The following is a 17216-nucleotide window of genomic DNA, read 5'->3' as shown; positions in this document are numbered from 1 at the left end:
GTCTGTTAAATTCTTAGTCGCTTTCGCAAAGTACCGTAATGATAAATCACCGTCATGAAGTGCATACACCTAGAAAAGCGCCCTACATGTTCATGGGTGAAGCGTGTGAATGCAGGTACGCTCATAGGTGTCTGCACAGCAGCTTTACATGTGCTAAAGCAGCGGGCCTAATTTCTTCAAATGTTAAACCGTCCTGAATATAAAAGGATACAAAGCCATGCATGGATAAAAACAGACTTTTCGGTACCCTTGAGCAATCTTCCTCCGAATGCCCCTGACCACTCAATTCTTGACGGATCATGGATGCAAATAGTTCGACACAACGGTTTTGCTCTGTGCGACAGTATGCAAATAGTTCTTCATCGTGCATCATGAACATAATTTCGTATTGATATGGATTCTCCAAACCAAAACGGATAAATTCCAGCATCAAGTACTCTAGTCTGCTCAAGCCATCATCAGGTGTACCTGTTGCTGCTTGCAGTAGAATCCCTCGCAATGTATTAAAATCTTCAATCACAATGGCATAGAACAGTTCAGCCTTCTCTTTAAAATGATAATATAACGAACCATGACTGTAACCCAGATGCTGGCCAATGCTGCGCATTGAAATCGCACGGTAGCCCTTGGTAATAAACAAGTGCCTGGCCGCTTCCAGAATCCGCCCTCTTGACAACTCCTGTTCTACTGCTCTTCTAGCCATATTATTTATTCCCCTTCAATAAAGTAAAGCTGCTCTCCCTTCGACACAAGCGATTGCCCCTGCGTCAAGTCTGTTATCCAGTTGCTAAAGGATTCCGCATCACCAGCCAGCGGCAGACAGGTTAAGGTAACTTTATCCGTAAACATTGTTTCTCCAGTGCGGATGCTGCGATTGCGTAATTCATTTTCCACTTTGCCCAACCAGGTATAATCCAATTCTACAAAAACTTCACGATGCAGCACACGCGTAATGGCATCCCCTGCCTCGATTGCTGCAACAGCACCATCTGAATACGCGCGAATCAGACCGCCTGCTCCCAGCAAAATCCCACCAAAGTAACGGGTAACAACAATAGCGACATTTTTCAGCTTCTGGTTGCGGATTACCTCCAAAATAGGCTTTCCAGCCGTACCGCTCGGTTCTCCGTCATCCGATTGCTTTTGGATTTCGTCTCTTTCCCCAATCATGTAAGCAGAACAATTATGGGTAGCGTTCCAATGCTCTTTTTTGATGCGCTCTATGAAAGCAGTTGCTTCTTCCTCAGTTTGAACTGGCTGAATATGGCCGATAAAACGGGATTTTCGAATCACAATTTCCTTGTTGCCGGCACCGCGTACGGTTCGGTATTGTTCCAACATACACGTATAACCTTCCTTACTTCATTTTACAAGAAAGCAGTCCCCCGCTTCTGGCAGCTGGTGAACTGCTTTCCTGTACTTTAATTGATGCTATACACTATAACACTTCTGACCGAAATCCTGTTTCGCATCAGAGATTACAGCACTCTTATTCAGACAATCTCGCTTCAAGCTCAGCTTTTTCTTTTTCGAAGCCTGGTTTGCCGAGCAGCGCAAACATGTTCTTCTTGTAAGCTTCTACGCCCGGTTGATCGAACGGATTTACGCCCAACAGGTAGCCGCTGATGCCGCAAGCTTTTTCGAAGAAATAAGCAAGATAGCCGAAAGAGTAAGGGCTCAAGTCAGGAATATTTACAATCAAGTTCGGTACTTGTCCGTCTGTGTGAGCCAGCAATGTACCTTGGAATGCTTTTTTGTTTACAAAATCCACAGTTTTGCCTGCCAGGAAATTCAGTCCGTCCAGATCATCCTCATCTGCTTCGATGGTGATGTGACTAGGTACATTTTCTACTTGGATTACCGTTTCGAAAATGTTGCGGCTGCCTTCCTGAATGAATTGTCCCATGGAGTGCAGGTCTGTCGAGAAATCAACAGAAGCAGGATAAATGCCTTTGTAATCCTTGCCTTCGCTTTCTCCGTACAACTGTTTCCACCACTCGGATACAAAATGAAGCGACGGCTCATAGTTTACGAGAATTTCAATCGCTTTACCTTTGCGGTACAAAGCGTTACGAACGGCTGCATATTGATAAGCCTCGTTCTCAGCTACATTCGGGTTGCTGTATTCTTTGGAAGCGTCTGCCGCCCCCTGCATCATTTCCTCGATGTTAATGCCTGCAGTAGCAATCGGCAACAAGCCTACTGCTGTCAGCACGGAGTAACGACCACCCACATCATCAGGAATAATGAAGGATTCGTAGCCTTCTTCGTTAGCCAGTTTTTTCAAAGCGCCACGTTCTTTATCCGTCGTTGCATAAATACGTTTGCGCGCTTCTTCTTTACCGTATTTTTTCTCCAGAGCTGCACGGAATACGCGGAATGCGATAGCTGGCTCTGTTGTCGTACCTGATTTGGAAATGACGTTCACAGAGAAGTCTTTACCTTCAATCAGTTCCAACAGATGATTCACATATGTAGAGCTGATGTTGTTGCCTGCAAAATAGATAGCTGGACCCTTGCGTTGATCTTTAGGCAGTGCATTGTAGAACGAATGCGACAGCATTTCGATCGCAGCACGTGCTCCAAGGTAAGAACCGCCGATACCGATTACGATCAGTACTTCGGAATCGCTTTGAATTTTAGCAGCAGCCTTTTGGATGCGCGCAAACTCTTCTTTATCATAATTGGTAGGCAGGTCAATCCAACCCAAGAAATCGGAACCTACACCGGTTTGGTTGTGCAGTTGCTCATGAGCCAGCTTGATAGGCTCTGCAAAATAATCAATTTCGTGCTGACCTACAAAGGAGAGCGCTTTAGTGTAATCAAAAATAACTTTTTTAGACATGTTTGGAACCTCCTGTTTGGTATTACTAAGACCATGAATACGAACATAAGGACTTAGGAATAGGATACTTTAATTTGCTGGGCCTGACAAGCTTGCGTTACCTATGTATCCTGTGCTTGACAGCCCCTCCTGTAGATTGGGTAGCATGCCCATGCTACAATTAACTGAGATCAACCTGTTTCAATATTCAATTCAGGGCCGACTCGCATCTGCATCGGACGGCAACTTCCAACAAGAAAGGTGATTAGCAATGAAAAACATCGGATTTATCGGACTGGGCACCATGGGCGCCCCGATGGCATCCAATCTGCTAAAGCAGGGATTCGGAGTCACAGTTTATAATCGCACCGCTTCGCGCTGCGAGCCACTGGAAGAGCAAGGCGCACGTACAGCTTCAACCCCTCGTGAAGCAGCTGAAGGTCAGCACTTGGTCATTACCATGGTCAGTGATGATCATTCCATTCATGACATCTATTACGGCGAAGACGGCGTGTTTGCCGGCCTTACGGCTGGCATGACCGTGATGGACAACAGCACGATTTCACCTGAGCTGGTCAAACAACTGGCCGCTGAGGCGGACAAGCTGGGCTGCTCCTTCATTGATGCTCCCGTAACAGGCAGTAAGCCTGCCGCTGTAGATGGCACACTCGTGTTCATGGTTGGCGGTAATGCAGAAGCCATTGCGGCACAATCAGATGTTTTTGATACCCTGGGCAAAAAGGTACTTCATATGGGACCTAATGGAAGCGGGGCCGTAGCCAAGCTTGCTCATAATACGATGGTCGGTATTCATAACCTCGCTCTGGCTGAAGGCTTTGCTATCGCGGCTAAATCCGGCATCCCGGCAGACAGCTTCCTTGAATTGGTACAACTCGGATCGGCAGGCAGCAAGGCCGCTGACCTGAAAGGGCGCAAAATCATTGAACATGATTTCAGCAACCAGTTCTCACTTGCCTTGATGCTTAAGGACTTGAAGCTTGCTTCCTCACTAACCGACAGCCTGTCCATCCCCGCACCTATGTTATCCATTGCCAAAAGCCTATTTCAAGCCGGGCAAACGCAAGGCTACGGCGACGAGGACCTATCCGCTGTCGTGAAGACATACGAAGCATGGATTGGCCGCACCATTGGTGGTCAACCTCTCGAATAAGCTGTACCTTTCTGTGTAACTATACTGCTGTGCTTGTGTACATATGGCATAGCTTTAGGGTAAGCACACTTGGCTTGAAGGCTGAGTGTGCTTACCCGTTTTAGCTTACTATTCGGGATAAGAACAGCAATAATCAGTTACACTTCGTACTTCCAGCTTGAATGAAGACTTTGCAGGTACGTGAAAGGTTGCTGTCCCTTGTATTTCCAGCCATTCCTCAGTACCTGGAAGCAACACTCTCAAATCCCCTGCTAAAATCTCCATAATCTCACGGGAATCCGTGCCGAACTCGTACGTTCCTGGCAGCATAATCCCCAGTGTAACCTTACTGCCGTCACCCAGGATGACTGTACGGCTTGTAACCTGACCATCGTAATAAATGTTTGCTTTTTTAACTACGCTTACTCCATCAAACTGTGTCATTCGTTATCCCCTCATCTGCTCTCAATGGTTGAATGAATATTGGTGCATCATAACATAGATTTGATTCCAGCTTCAGTATGAAAATACACACTGTATCACGTATGCAATACACGGGAATTCAAAAGTGATTTTTTCGCAAAACATCAACTGTATGAAACAAACAGCCGTAAGCCTTACTCAGGTTACGACTGTCTGTTTTAGATGCTCCAGTGTTTTATTTCAACAAAGCTTTCACACGGCTAACAACGTTCTCTACTGTAAAGCCGTATTCCTTAATCACGCGGTCGCCAGGTGCGGATGCGCCGAATGTACTGATACCGAGAATGTCGCCTTGGTCGCCAACATATTTTTCCCAGCCCAGTGGATATGCCATTTCTACAGCCAAACGAGCTTTCACTTCTGGCAGCAGAACGGAATCTTTGTATGCTTTGTCTTGTTTTTCGAACAGATCCCAGCTTGGGAAGCTGATAACACGTACTTGAATACCTTGTTCTGCCAGTGCTTCCTGAGCTTTAACAGCCAATTGCACTTCGGAGCCTGTAGCTAGAATTTGAGCAACTGGTTTGCCATCTGTTGCATCTGCAACCACATAAGCACCGCGTTTGATACCTTCGCGTGCATGCTCAGCACTAGCAGCCAGGATTGGCAGGTTTTGACGAGTCAATACCAGAGCAACCGGGTTTTTCTTGTTTTCCAGCGTGTAAGCCCAAGCAGCAGAAGTTTCATTACCGTCCGCTGGACGAATTACTGTCAAGTTCGGGATAATACGCAGGGAAGCCAATTGCTCGATCGGCTCATGAGTCGGACCATCCTCACCCACAGCAATACTGTCGTGAGTCAGAACGTAGGTTACAGGCAATCCCATCAGAGCTGCCAGACGTACGGCTGGACGCAGATAGTCTGTAAATACGAAGAATGTACCGCCGAATACTTTTACACCTTGGTGCAACGCCATACCGTTCATCGCAGCAGCCATACCAAATTCGCGGATACCGAAATAGATGTTACGGCCGGCGTAGTCTTCTGGCGTAAAGTTCGTCAGGTTGTTCAAATGTGTCATTGTGGAGCTCTCCAGATCGGCAGAACCGCCTGTCAGGAAAGGTACGTTTGGAGCCAATCCGTTCAAAGCATTACCAGAAGCTACACGAGTCGAAACGGCTTTGTCTTCAGTCGTGTACTTCGGAAGGTCACGATCCCATCCTTCTGGGAGATCGCCGTTTACAGCTGTTTCGAACTGAGCTGCCAAATCAGGGTGAGCAGCTTTGTATTTCGCGAACTGTTCATCCCATGCTTTGTTCGCTGCGATACCGCGCTCTTTTACTTTAGCAAAATGCTCGCGAACCTCTTGTGGTACGTGGAAGTCCTCTTCGTATACCCATTTGTAGAATTCTTTAGTCAGCTTGGCTTCTTCTGATCCCAGCGGGGAACCATGAGTACCGCCGTGTCCGCCTTTACCCTGTTTGTTCGGGCTTCCGTAGCCGATGACTGTCTTCACTTCAATCAGCGTAGGACGTGTCGAGTCGCCTTGCGCTTCTTCAATGGCTTTTTGGATGGCTGGAAGGTCGTTACCATCTTCTACGCGCAGTACTTGCCAGTTGTAAGCTTCAAAGCGTTTGGCAACACTCTCGGAAGAGGACAGATTAAGCTTGCCGTCCAGTGTAATATCATTGGAATCAAACAATACGATCAGCTTGCCCAGTTGTAAGCGACCAGCCAGCGAAGCAGCCTCGTGGGAAATACCTTCCATCAGATCGCCATCGCCGCAAATTGCATATGTGAAGTGATCTACAACTTTAAATTCGTCCTTATTATAGGTTGCGCCCAGTTGAGCTTCAGCCATTGCCATACCTACGGACATTGCGAGACCTTGTCCCAGAGGACCGGTTGTAGCATCTACACCAGCAGTGTGGCCAAACTCAGGGTGGCCCGGTGTAAGGCTGCCCCATTGACGGAATTGTTTCAGTTCTTCCATAGGAAGATCATAGCCGCTCAGGTGCAGAAGGCTGTATAGCAACATGGAACCGTGTCCTGCAGACAATACAAAACGGTCACGGTTAACCCATGTAGGTTGATCGGGATTATGATTCATCGTTTTAGCAAAAAGTTGGTATCCCATTGGCGCGGAGCCCATCGGCATACCAGGATGTCCCGAGTTTGCTTTCTCGATGGCATCAATTGCCAACGTACGAATAGTTGTGATGGACAAGTTGTCGATCGTGGAGTTTTCATCCTTTTGAATCGCTTGGTTCTGGTCAGTCATAGTTAGCCTCCTCATATTGTAAAAAGTATGTCAATTGCATTCGGTCATACTCTCCAACATCACCGTCTGATACAAAAACGATATCTGTTGAAGTGAGTGAATCTGCTTGAATGTTTCAATATGACTTATACATTCTTAAGTATTGTACCATTTGCCGTGAAAGTTTGCCAGATCGTTTATAAAGATGATTGTGGGAAATGTAGTACCGTGTCCTCATATAAATATACCCGTAATGTATTAACCTCATTTAAAAAATGATAAAATCACAAAAAATATTATGTACTGAACGTTTATAAGGCAAATAACTCATATAAAAAAACAAAGCCCGTTATGCAACGGGCTTTGTTTAACAAAAAATATATATTCACAAATTTTTTCTAAAATTTTAAGATTAGTTAAAAACGACTGTTTTGTTCTCATGAACCAGAATACGATCCTCTGCATGCCACTTCACGGCTCTTGCCAAAACGACCCGCTCTATGGTGCGACCGATCCGTTTTAGCTCATTTACATCATCTCCGTGGCTTACACGCTGCACGTCCTGCTCAATGATCGGGCCGCCGTCCAATTCTTCAGTTACATAATGCGCAGTAGCACCAATAATTTTCACACCGCGATTATAGGCTTGGGCATATGGCTTCCCACCCACGAATGCAGGCAGAAAGGAATGATGGATATTGATAATTCGGTTGCGATAATGCTCAATAAACTTGGGAGAAATAATCTGCATGTAACGGGCCAGAATGATAACGTCAATGTCTTCGCCAATGACCTCTAGTTGGCGACGCTCCGCCTCCGGCTTGGTATCGGCGGTTACCGGAATATGGTGATATGGGATGCCAAACGATTCCACATACTCCTTCATATCCGGATGATTACTAACCACCAATGAAATATCCGCGTCCAAATCCCCTGCCTGCCATTGCCACAGCAACTCTACCAAACAGTGGTCTTCTTTGGAAACGAAAATGGCCAGTTTTTTCTTGCGGCTAACCGCAGAAATCGTCCACTCCATACGGAATTTCTCGGCAACAGCGGCAAAATCCTGCTCTAACTGTGGCTGGGTTGCACTCAAATTCGGCAGATCAAATTCAATCCGCATAAAAAACATACCGCCGGACGGGTCCATTGTATATTGGTCAGATTGGACAATATTGGCCCCATGCTCGTACAAAAAACGGGACACGGCCGCTACAATACCTGGTCCGTCTGGACAAGATACAAGCATACGCGCGCGGTTTTCATGGGCAGATAGAGTGCTAGTTGGCTGATGTTTTACGTGAATTTCCATGTGGCTATTAATCCCCCTTAGCTTATACCGTCACTGGCAAATGACTGCCGGCAAACCAGGCAATCAACCGTTGATTAATGTGTTCTTCGCTCAAATCTGGAAATAGTGCTGCTTCCGTTATCATGTCATACAGACGCTCCAACGGCTCACGTGGATCGGCTTTTCTTGCTTTGGCATCATTTTTCAGCAGAGCCCAGGTGTCCAGCACAAATTTACGGACATCCACATCCTGTTTTTTGAAAAACGAATGCAATTGCTCTACCTGACCCAAAAACTCTTCCCCAAAGCGCTCCTTTACATTTCCGCGAAGCAGGGCAATCTCTACCTCATACATCGGGCGCTGAGTTTTGGCTTCCTTGCCAATCCATGGCGTCTCCAAAATAAACGGACGTCCTTGAAGTGCTTCATGATGCACCACATTATGAATAGTCTGATAGCCAATCCAGCCTGATCCGATCGGAGTATGGCGGTCTTTATGAGCACCAACTGGATTTTTACTATCATTGATGTGAACAACTGCAATGCGGTTCAAGCCGACAATACGGTCGAACTGCTCCAATACACCGTCCAGATCATTTACGATATCATAACCCGCATCGTGAATGTGACAGGTGTCCATACAAATCGTAAGACGCTCGTTATGCTCTACTTTATCTATAATGGAGGCAATCTCCTCAAAGCTACGCCCCATTTCCGTTCCTTTGCCTGCCATCGTTTCAAGTGCGATGTTAACATCTGTCTCCTTCACGCCGTTCAGTACCTCGTTCAAACCATCGGCAATACGCCCGATTCCATATTCCGCATCCTTATCGGTAAAAGCGCCCGGATGCAGCACGATATTTTTCACACCAATCGCGTGTGTGCGCCGAATTTCCTCCTGAAGAAAGCTGACCGCAAGTTCATAGGTATTTTCTTTGTAAGAGCCAAGGTTGATGATATACGGGGCATGCACCACGATATCTTCCATTCCCTTCTCAGCCATTAACTGCTTGCCTTCCTCCAAATACATGGACTCCATCGGCTTACGACGCGTGTTTTGCGGTGCTCCCGTGTATATCATAAAGGAGCTGGACCCGTAAGAAGACGCTTCTTTTGTAGCGCTGAGCAGACCCTTGTCCGAGAAGGACACATGAGAACCAATTTTCAGCATGACCCTGATTCATCCCCTTATCCTGTTATGCTTGTCTTATTTTAATTTAATCATTTTAACGTGATTATTGAAATCAAACAACATAGCTTTTATGGCAACTTTCTTAAATCAGGATTTTGCAAAATTCGATTCCAGTCGCTCCAAAGTGCAATATACAGACGAACCAGACCATTTCGATCTATATATTCTTCATTGAAAGTCGCTTATTGGGCTTTTGCAAAATCCTCAAATAACTCTATTAAGGGAACACGTAGATAAAGTACACATCAGAATATATGTTAGTCAAACGGGGGTAAATAAAATCATGGATTGACATCCTTAACCGTATAAAGGTACATTCATATGAATTTTTTTCTCTCGAAAAGGGTTATATTCTATAACAGATGTATTTTTTTGTGAATCGGAAGGAGAGCTGGCTCCATGAACATCATCGTATGTGGAGGAACTGGATTGGTGGGGAGTGCACTCGTCAAAAGCCTGCTAGACGACGGATACACGGTGAAAGTCGTTACCCGCAAGCCACTGGTAGGACACGAAGCGAGCCCCCGCTTGCAATATATGAGCTGGAACGAACTAAAACAAAAGCCTGAAGTACTGGAAGGCACAGATGCGGTCGTTAATTTAGCAGGCGAAACGCTGAATCAGCGCTGGACGGATAAGTCCAAACAAAGAATTCTTCAATCTCGACTGCTATCTGTTGCCCGTTTGGCTCAAGCATTGAATGCTCTACAAAAAAAACCGAAAGTAATCATTCAGGCTTCTGCTGTTGCCGCCTATGGTACATCCCTGACCGAAACATTCGATGAAACGAGCCCGCGCTGTTCGGGAGATTTTCTGTCTCAGGTAGTTGAGCAATGGGAAGAAGCCGCCAATGCCTACCCTTCTGAAGCCCGTTTAATTAAGTTACGCATTAGCCTTGTACTGGACAGAAAAAAAGGGGCATTCCCACTCATGAAGATGCCTTATAGCTTCGGATTCGGCGGCAAAATAGGTAGCGGCCATCAATGGATGAGCTGGATTCATATTGAAGATATCGTTCGTCTGATCACGTACTGTATCCATACGACGGAAATCGTCGGGGCAGTGAATGCTTCATCACCACAACCCTTGACGAACGACCAGTTTGGGAGGACAGTAGCTACGGTATATCACCGTCCGCACTGGTTTCCCGTCCCCAGCATTCTCGTTTCAAAGCTACTTGGTGAGATGAGCACGCTTGTATTGGATGGTCAAAAGGTAATACCGCGCAAAGCGCTGGAGCACGGATTTATGTTTCACTATCCTTCACTTAAGGACGCTCTTGAGGAACTCCATTCTTCCCAAAAACAGCATTGAATTGAAAAAGAGGAACTCCTGGCTGGTAGGTAGTAACACTGCCAGCTTAGGGTTCCTCTTTTTAGTCAGATACAATCTTTCAAGCAGACTGCAAGTTATTAAGATGCCCCATTTTATTCCCATGAATAGTCCACTATTCATAAAGAAAGAAGCTCTGAATATAACAGGCCTCTTCTTGACATATATCCATATAACCTTCATTTATGATGCATTGGAGGATTTAAAAGAGTCCAACCGATAAGTATAAGATACTCCCGCGATTTTAAAAGTGTCTCCATCCTTCATTGTGTACTCCTTATAAGGCACCATAGGCTCTCCATTCAGAACAGTTCCATTCGTCGAGGATAAATCCTTAACAATGTGGCTATGTTCTCCTGTAACTATGCAAAGCTCAATATGAGAACGGGAAGCTCCATCCGTATGCTCTACAAACTGGACCAGTTGCGGATCCCTCCCGATGATAAAGCTGCCTGCAACGAATTGGTCTGGCTGCAACCGGATGCGCTCTGTCCCTCCACTACCTGGTGGCTTGCGATCCAGACAGGCCATCGGTGATTGCTGAACAGGTGAAATCTGCATATCTTGATCTGGACGAAGCAGCATCGTTTCCTGCTTAGATGCAGCATTTAGCAGCTCCGTTACTCCGGAGAGAGACTTATAATAAGCCTCACTGGTATCACTGGCTTCCAATTCATTTCCCCGTTCCGCACCTTTCCACGATGGCTCGTGTAGGTCATAATTTGCTGAAGTTTTCTCCCTATCTTCCGCAACTCGGCTTCCCACGCTTTTAGATTCTGAATTTGGAAAAGTCCATCTCCAGCTCTCCTGCCCTTGATCACTCAAATTTGAAGATTGCTTGTCTTGATGATGACGTCCCGCTACAAATCCGGTCAGCTTATCTACCTGATAACGATCATTTTTCCGCTGTGCTGAGGAAGTAGTAGTTCCTAACCATTCCGAATCCAATACAGGTACTGAATCGCTGTACATATGAGATGAAGTTCGATTGCGCTCCCATTTCCCCGTCCAGCTTATATAAGCAACAGCGGCAAGTACCAAGGTCAGCACCACAGAAATAATCAACGGTACCATCTCTGGATGGTCCAGATAAATATAACGCCACACGATGGCCGAAGCGAGCAGACATCCGAGAGCAATGTAAGTTTTATATTTTTGCAATCCAGGCTCCACATCTTCTACTTCGTTTTCTGTTACATGCTCGGAATTTTCCTCTGGTTTCACGGACGGTTTGAGCCGATTGATCCGTTTAAGCTCCTGAATCTCCTGCAGAGTTTCCCGATGCTCTCGCGCATATGTTCCGCCACGATCCGTATAGTTTCCCTGTGAGGTATGAGCAGATAGGATAGGCTCGGCTGATGAAAAAGCTCGCTCTTCCATACTTTCTCCCTGCACGCTAGCACTCTCTGTACCAGCCTTCATTCCTTGCAACAGCAGTTCCTTTAGCAATCCCAATTCAAATTCATTTCTATCACACAGATCGAGTATGCGTTGTATATATTCTCCCTGAAAGTGGGCCACACGAGTCATTAAACGAATAACCATCTGCTTAAATTGACTGCCTGTTTGCCCTGCATACTGTACACTGCGTAAAGGAACATAGGTTAAACTGGCGGTTTCCCTTGTACCTGAACCACTTAGAAAAATATAATCCTCGTGCAAAATAAACTGGCGGACATCTAACATATATTGCGGGCTGCGATGGAGGGCATCTGCCACTTCAAAAAGAATCCGGTAGAAATCAGAAGTCGACACGCCCTCACCTTTCCATAACTGGGAAAGCATGCGTTGCCCCGAAATGTCGTAATGTAACTCAATCTGAAAATCGACTTCCTTTATTCTAAGTTCCAGCAGACCGGGAATCCGATTACCAGTCATCATTCCAGTTTGTACGGAATTTAAATCATCGGTCTTGAGCCCGTCTTCCTTGTTTAGAATCATAAATGTCCCGCCGTTCCGGGCAAAATCCCTGCTTAAACCAAACAATTCATGACCTCCTTAACAATTTCCTAACTCCGTGAGGTAGCATGATCTCCCCAGCGGACATGTCATGGCAAGAAGTAAAGATAAGCACTGATCGCTCCCGGAATGACTGCCGTCATAAAAGGAAACCTGAGGTGTGCTTCATTTCCACTGGTCAGTGCTTTTCCGCTGCGAAACAGAAAAAATCCTCCTAAATTAAAAGCCACGCGCCGCAGTCTCATGATAGTTTCCCTCTTCCATAGCAAAATCCCTATGCCAATAATACCTGCAAAAAAAATCGAATATAAAGCTGACTGCCATGCAAAAGCGGCACCTGTCCATGCTCCAATCAAGCCGAACAGCTTTACATCTCCTGCACCAACAGCTCCCATCCAGTACAAAATCAGCATGAACCCAAATCCGGTACCCAGTCCAGCAACAGCAAATAAAAAACCGTGCCACCCTCCAAATATAGTATTGAATACCAAGCCTACCACTATGCCGGGCAATGTAAGCTTATTAGGGATTTTCATGCTACGTAAATCCGTAACTAACGCAATCGCGAGCAGAACTCCGCATACAATGTACATCCACGTCAATGCGATCTTCCCCCTTTATAAAATAGAACTAGCAGACTGCCAAAACATTTACCATCGTAGTTATACCTGTCCGTCTATGTCGAGTCGATCCTTTCTATCCATCAGCTGGCTTTTCCACGGTAAACGGAACTTCTATACGTTGACCGTCCTCCGTTTCAATCACAAAGCTCCATTGACCGGGTGTTGTGTTCGTTCCCACAAACCAGTTCCATTCAATAATCCCGTCCGCATTGGCAGAGGTCCAGCCCAAGTGCTGAGCTGTGCTTTCACCCGACTTATAAAGTACAGAAAGGTTAGCAGTCGTCCCAGGCTCAACCTTGGCCTTGATTAAATTGTACACACCCTTCACAGCAGGTTCAGGCTTAACGAGCAACTGTATGGAATGCTCCGCATCCTTGTCTCCTGTCGCATTTCCTGTACCTGCTCCTTCCCCTGTGTCGCCAATCCAAAGACGTTCCTCAGCTGCCGCCTGAAGCACAATGCTGCGATACAGAAAAGGAACCTTCATCGGCAGTTCATACGATAGCTCTACTCTAAAATAAGGGTCCTTAGTTCCTGCAAGTGCAGGTACATGTACACTCGTTATATGAATACGGTCATATTCCAGAATGCTTTCCTCCATAAAAGGCTTTAGCATCGGCTTCAGAACAGGATCAAGTGCAGCCTCCGTAAATCGCCCCCGCAGCTCCTCCATCGGCTTTTGACCGCCCTGAACAGCGCTTTCTACCCAATCACCAATTGGAGGTGGCAACTGGGAAGCGAATTGGCTTGCATATTCACTCACAGATAACTTGGGCAGTTCATCCAACGGTTCACGGACTGCATCTATTTTCGCGGACGCCGCCTCCACAGCTAGAGACACCGGGTAGATTTTAGTCGAAACCTGCTTAACCGCTTCTGAAGCGGTGGTCTGCAAGGCCGTGGATACCAGCGTCATCTGAACCATATAAATGAGAAAAATAATAAAAAACAGAAACATTGGCAACACTAATGACGCTTCTAAAACAATACTTCCTTGTTCACATTGCTTCTGCCCACAAACTTTCCGTAAACACCGATTAATAGGAAAAATGCGCTGTTTTCGTGACATAGTACACACTTCCCTTAATACTCTCGCCTTCTTTTGAGGCGGTCCCGAGCATCTTCATTACCCCAGGTAGAAACCACAGCCTCATCCCATTCTTGACCTCACCCGTTGCATACGTTTGCCGCTCAGCAGGATTGACATCTGTATTCAGGCGGATCAGAGCCAGCATACGGGACATTTTTCGTTCATTATTACTGTGGAGCATCAGGAACAATCGCAAATGATCCTTGTATGTCATTCGAAATTTAAGAAAATCAGACAATGGCACGTCCCCCTTTTGTGCCAGCATAATCATATCTTCTATCGCTTTTTCTACTCCATATAACAAAGCTGCCGCCAAAACGACCAGCGGATTACCTTTTGAGCTGTTCTTAACCAATCCCTCCATTGTTCGAATGGCAAGTCTCATAGCAAAAATTTCTCCATAGGCGGATGCCAGATTACCCGTCGGATTATGGAACCCATACAGGATGTACTCAACTTCCTGATTATTCACCTCCAGCTGATCTCCCAAGATCTGTGCAGCATTTCCCACATTTCCACCCGATCCGGCCAAACTGCCAAAACGGCTAAAATCCACATGATGGAAGTAAGAAAGCGCGTATTCGTTCTGGTAAAACTCGTCTCCCAGTTGAGTCAGTAAATTGGATGCCGCACCGTATAGACCATCCATACTATCCATGGAAGCTCCTGCTGCATCATAGGTGTCATAGGACAAATCAGCGGATACAGATGAACTGGATGTAGACTGGTTAAACGAAATACTTTCATTGTAATACTGCTCCAGATTTTGGAATTGTTCTGCACTTTGTTTACCTTTGGAAAGAACCTCAATGATCCGATAGGCTTGTTTGAGCTTGTTTTTCGCCTCTTTTTCCATTTTCTTGCGTTCTTTGTCCGGTCCACGTCGCGTGTCCATCATTTTGGCTTCACCGTCGAGTACATTGGCAGGTCCCGCCCAAGCATACGCATTCAAGTATTTATCTATCTCTTTGAGCGTTGATGCGACTTCTTGCTTGAGCATGTCTGCATTCAAAAATGGATCTGTATAAAAAGATAAGGTGCGCATCATACTCGTTATTCTATTGTTAGCAGTACTTATAGAAGTTCGTTGCTTTTCGATTTCTGCTTCCCATTGCTCAAATTCCTTGTCTGGAATCAACAAATCCTCTGCTTTTTGCCGTGCGCTTCCTACCGACGGATCTGCGTTGGAGCCTGCTCCGCTTGGAGTAGGGGCTGCTGAAACCTCATCATAGCCTGCATTGGCCGCCCTCTGCTTATATTGGGCAATGACTTTGCGCATCTCTTCATTAATCTGCCGGGCCTCATTTAACGGTTCCTTGGCTTCCAGAAGCAACTTGTCATGTTCTTCTCCAGCCTGAACCATGATCTGACGTAGGCGATCAAGCGCTGCCCTCGCTCTACGTGCATATTTTTCCATCTGCATGATTTTAACGTCGTCCACACTCTTCTTATTGTCTTCATATACATGTACGTAATGCTTATATTGAGCGGCAATATCGGCTACAACCTCAAGTGGGTCCCATATATACTGATTGGGCATATAGGTGCCCCTCTGTTTAATAATCCGCTTACGAACCTCTTCCATATAAGCTCCTGCCTTACGCTGCTTCTCCAGCATGTCATCCAGTTTGGCCTCTCGTCTGTCGTACAGCTTTTGCAGCCTTTTCAACAAATCTACCGTATGAGAAGCTTCTTTCATATTTTGAGAGAGCGGCTTTAGCTTTTCGAGCACTTCAAACGTAAAATCGACAGGTGCTTTATACTTCATCTCTTCACGGATCTGTTCGTTAAATATGGCATATTTACCAAGCTCTCTTTCCATTTGCAGGGAACTTGAATCCAGCTTCGTATTCATAAGCGGGAGTGTATCCGCGCGTGCCGTACGCCGCGCGCTGTCATTCAGCACTTTGACCATAGTTTGTTCTCCGCCGCCTTCGCCATAAGCAAACAAACCGTACTCCTGTTGTAATGTCGGATCATAAGCAGACATCACTGAACGAACCGCCGCATGGGTCAGCCGTTCGGTCTGCACATGCAATGCAGCAATTCTCGCGTAATCAATAAATACAGCAATAAAACCGAACATGACCGCCAAAATCAGAATTAAAAAGACTGTGACAGCACCTGATTCCCCGTCCTTTGTATTGTGTCCCTTACCAAACACCTGCTTCCTCCTTTCCAGTTACATTCCCGTTACTTACTTCTCACTGACCGTTTTGACCATATTGCATTAACACTTTCCCTACAACTGCCGAATCTACCTTTTCACCTGAGCCTCTACCCATAAACTTCGCACCATAATAACGGACCAACTCCACCGTACGAATCCATTCCACAGGTTCGACCACGCCAGAGCTCATTTTCCCTTGCAAATCTGTCTGATCTAAAAACTGATTCAACAAAGGTACCTTCACGATCTTATTTAACTTTGTGGTCACCTTACGGTGAATCATACTGTTCTCATATGTCATCTGCCCCTGCATGCCCGCGGGCATTTTATTTTCTGCATTGGACAGCTTCTGAGCAGGTAACGAGCCTCCCCCATTGCCCGGCACCTGTACACTTTCCTGATTGTTGGCTCCGGTCCAGCCAAACAGGGCTCCCAGCATGACATCATCCTTCAAGCGCCAATAGAGAGAATCCCGTTGCCCTTGTGTAAATGCTCCCGTACGTGGGTCCTTGAAGCTGTTATCCCAGCTGTAAGCGGCCCTTTCCGAAGCAGTAGCAGCGACTTGCACCAATATAGATTTTTGATAGATGTACAGGCAAAAAAATAACATCACAAAAATGACCAGCAGTAGAATGGGAAAGACGAGGGAAGCTTCCAAGGAGAAGCTCCCGTCCTCTTTTTGTGCCAATTTGCGCAGCATTATGAATCCATAAAATCGTTACTTTTTTTATCTGCCTTTTTCAAAAGCCCTTCTACAATTTTCTTGATCTGATCCTTGAAAATAATTGCCACCGCAATCAGAATGGCAATGATCAGGATCATTTCTAACGTCCCCAGACCATCCTCATCCTTGTACAGTTTACGAATACTGCCTGTTACTAATGTCATCATCGTTGTATTCC

At 45.9% G+C, this 17216-nt stretch carries 15 protein-coding genes; 2 read left to right on the top strand and 13 right to left on the bottom strand.

The window, feature by feature from the left end; translation table 11 throughout:
* Positions 1–121 precede the first annotated feature (121 nt).
* From NSQ68_RS06705 to NSQ68_RS06695, 3 genes are all read right to left on the bottom strand, one after another.
* Complete coding sequence (locus tag NSQ68_RS06705) at positions 122–703, bottom strand: TetR/AcrR family transcriptional regulator (protein ID WP_029516378.1); 582 nt, start codon at positions 701–703, stop codon at positions 122–124.
* A gap of 5 nt (positions 704–708) precedes the next feature.
* The gene (locus NSQ68_RS06700) at positions 709–1341 is read right to left on the bottom strand and encodes a YigZ family protein (RefSeq protein WP_342428359.1); all 633 of its coding nucleotides are present in this window, start codon (positions 1339–1341) and stop codon (positions 709–711) included.
* Between the two features lie 148 nt (positions 1342–1489).
* On the bottom strand, positions 1490–2845 hold the full coding sequence (locus tag NSQ68_RS06695) for a glucose-6-phosphate isomerase (RefSeq protein WP_013369975.1): 1356 nt from the start codon (positions 2843–2845) through the stop codon (positions 1490–1492).
* A gap of 250 nt (positions 2846–3095) precedes the next feature.
* Between NSQ68_RS06695 and NSQ68_RS06690 the strand changes: the two genes are divergently transcribed.
* The gene (locus NSQ68_RS06690) at positions 3096–3995 is read left to right on the top strand and encodes an NAD(P)-dependent oxidoreductase (RefSeq protein ID WP_342428358.1); all 900 of its coding nucleotides are present in this window, start codon (positions 3096–3098) and stop codon (positions 3993–3995) included.
* Between the two features lie 108 nt (positions 3996–4103).
* Here the strand turns inward: NSQ68_RS06690 and NSQ68_RS06685 are convergent, their stop codons facing one another.
* From NSQ68_RS06685 to NSQ68_RS06670, 4 genes are all read right to left on the bottom strand, one after another.
* Complete coding sequence (locus NSQ68_RS06685; RefSeq protein ID WP_342428357.1) at positions 4104–4418, bottom strand: pyrimidine/purine nucleoside phosphorylase; 315 nt, start codon at positions 4416–4418, stop codon at positions 4104–4106.
* A 214-nt stretch (positions 4419–4632) separates the two neighbouring features.
* On the bottom strand, positions 4633–6678 hold the full coding sequence (tkt, locus tag NSQ68_RS06680; protein ID WP_029516375.1) for a transketolase: 2046 nt from the start codon (positions 6676–6678) through the stop codon (positions 4633–4635).
* Positions 6679–7069: 391 nt separating this feature from the next.
* Entirely contained in the window at positions 7070–7969 is a 900-nt protein-coding gene (gene purU, locus NSQ68_RS06675) for a formyltetrahydrofolate deformylase (RefSeq protein ID WP_307348676.1), read from the bottom strand.
* A gap of 22 nt (positions 7970–7991) precedes the next feature.
* The gene (locus NSQ68_RS06670) at positions 7992–9119 is read right to left on the bottom strand and encodes a deoxyribonuclease IV (RefSeq protein WP_342428356.1); all 1128 of its coding nucleotides are present in this window, start codon (positions 9117–9119) and stop codon (positions 7992–7994) included.
* 420 nt (positions 9120–9539) lie between these two features.
* On the opposite strand from NSQ68_RS06670, the gene NSQ68_RS06665 reads away from it, so the two are divergent.
* Positions 9540–10454: a TIGR01777 family oxidoreductase gene (locus NSQ68_RS06665; protein ID WP_342428355.1), complete on the top strand. Its 915-nt coding sequence runs from the start codon at positions 9540–9542 to the stop codon at positions 10452–10454.
* A 201-nt stretch (positions 10455–10655) separates the two neighbouring features.
* On the opposite strand, the gene NSQ68_RS06660 is transcribed toward NSQ68_RS06665, so the two are convergent.
* The 6 genes from NSQ68_RS06660 to NSQ68_RS06635 form a co-directional block, all read right to left on the bottom strand.
* Entirely contained in the window at positions 10656–12458 is a 1803-nt protein-coding gene (locus tag NSQ68_RS06660) for a DUF6382 domain-containing protein (RefSeq protein ID WP_342428354.1), read from the bottom strand.
* Positions 12459–12520: 62 nt separating this feature from the next.
* Positions 12521–13033: a prepilin peptidase gene (locus NSQ68_RS06655; protein WP_307348666.1), complete on the bottom strand. Its 513-nt coding sequence runs from the start codon at positions 13031–13033 to the stop codon at positions 12521–12523.
* Between the two features lie 94 nt (positions 13034–13127).
* Entirely contained in the window at positions 13128–14123 is a 996-nt protein-coding gene (locus tag NSQ68_RS06650; protein ID WP_307348664.1) for a pilus assembly protein, read from the bottom strand.
* Entirely contained in the window at positions 14092–16308 is a 2217-nt protein-coding gene (locus NSQ68_RS06645; RefSeq protein ID WP_342428353.1) for a hypothetical protein, read from the bottom strand. Before NSQ68_RS06645 ends, NSQ68_RS06650 begins: the two co-directional genes overlap by 32 nt.
* A gap of 40 nt (positions 16309–16348) precedes the next feature.
* Positions 16349–17014, bottom strand: a complete 666-nt coding sequence (locus tag NSQ68_RS06640; RefSeq protein WP_342428352.1) for a TadE family protein — start codon at positions 17012–17014, stop codon at positions 16349–16351.
* On the bottom strand, positions 17014–17205 hold the full coding sequence (locus tag NSQ68_RS06635) for a Flp1 family type IVb pilin (RefSeq protein ID WP_013309278.1): 192 nt from the start codon (positions 17203–17205) through the stop codon (positions 17014–17016). Before NSQ68_RS06635 ends, NSQ68_RS06640 begins: the two co-directional genes overlap by 1 nt.
* Positions 17206–17216 lie beyond the last annotated feature (11 nt).

Source organism: Paenibacillus sp. FSL L8-0158 (assembly GCF_038592965.1).
GTDB classification, from domain to species: Bacteria; Bacillota; Bacilli; order Paenibacillales; family Paenibacillaceae; genus Paenibacillus; species Paenibacillus polymyxa_D.
The sequence above is the reverse complement of the archived record's forward strand: the minus strand, read 5'-3'. Positions and strand labels throughout refer to the sequence as shown.

Bases quoted from the DNA above. Each gene is read 5' to 3' on its own strand.
- NSQ68_RS06695 (WP_013369975.1), bottom strand. From the start codon at position 2,845: ATGTCTAAAAAAGTTATTTTTGATTACACTAAAGCGCTCTCCTTTGTA.
- NSQ68_RS06685 (WP_342428357.1), bottom strand. From the start codon at position 4,418: ATGACACAGTTTGATGGAGTAAGCGTAGTTAAAAAAGCAAACATTTAT.
- purU (WP_307348676.1), bottom strand. From the start codon at position 7,969: ATGGAAATTCACGTAAAACATCAGCCAACTAGCACTCTATCTGCCCAT.
- NSQ68_RS06635 (WP_013309278.1), bottom strand. From the start codon at position 17,205: ATGATGACATTAGTAACAGGCAGTATTCGTAAACTGTACAAGGATGAG.
- NSQ68_RS06705 (WP_029516378.1), bottom strand. From the start codon at position 703: ATGGCTAGAAGAGCAGTAGAACAGGAGTTGTCAAGAGGGCGGATTCTG.
- NSQ68_RS06665 (WP_342428355.1), top strand. From the start codon at position 9,540: ATGAACATCATCGTATGTGGAGGAACTGGATTGGTGGGGAGTGCACTC.
- NSQ68_RS06700 (WP_342428359.1), bottom strand. From the start codon at position 1,341: ATGTTGGAACAATACCGAACCGTACGCGGTGCCGGCAACAAGGAAATT.
- tkt (WP_029516375.1), bottom strand. From the start codon at position 6,678: ATGACTGACCAGAACCAAGCGATTCAAAAGGATGAAAACTCCACGATC.
- NSQ68_RS06640 (WP_342428352.1), bottom strand. From the start codon at position 17,014: ATGCTGCGCAAATTGGCACAAAAAGAGGACGGGAGCTTCTCCTTGGAA.
- NSQ68_RS06650 (WP_307348664.1), bottom strand. From the start codon at position 14,123: ATGTCACGAAAACAGCGCATTTTTCCTATTAATCGGTGTTTACGGAAA.
- NSQ68_RS06690 (WP_342428358.1), top strand. From the start codon at position 3,096: ATGAAAAACATCGGATTTATCGGACTGGGCACCATGGGCGCCCCGATG.
- NSQ68_RS06670 (WP_342428356.1), bottom strand. From the start codon at position 9,119: ATGCTGAAAATTGGTTCTCATGTGTCCTTCTCGGACAAGGGTCTGCTC.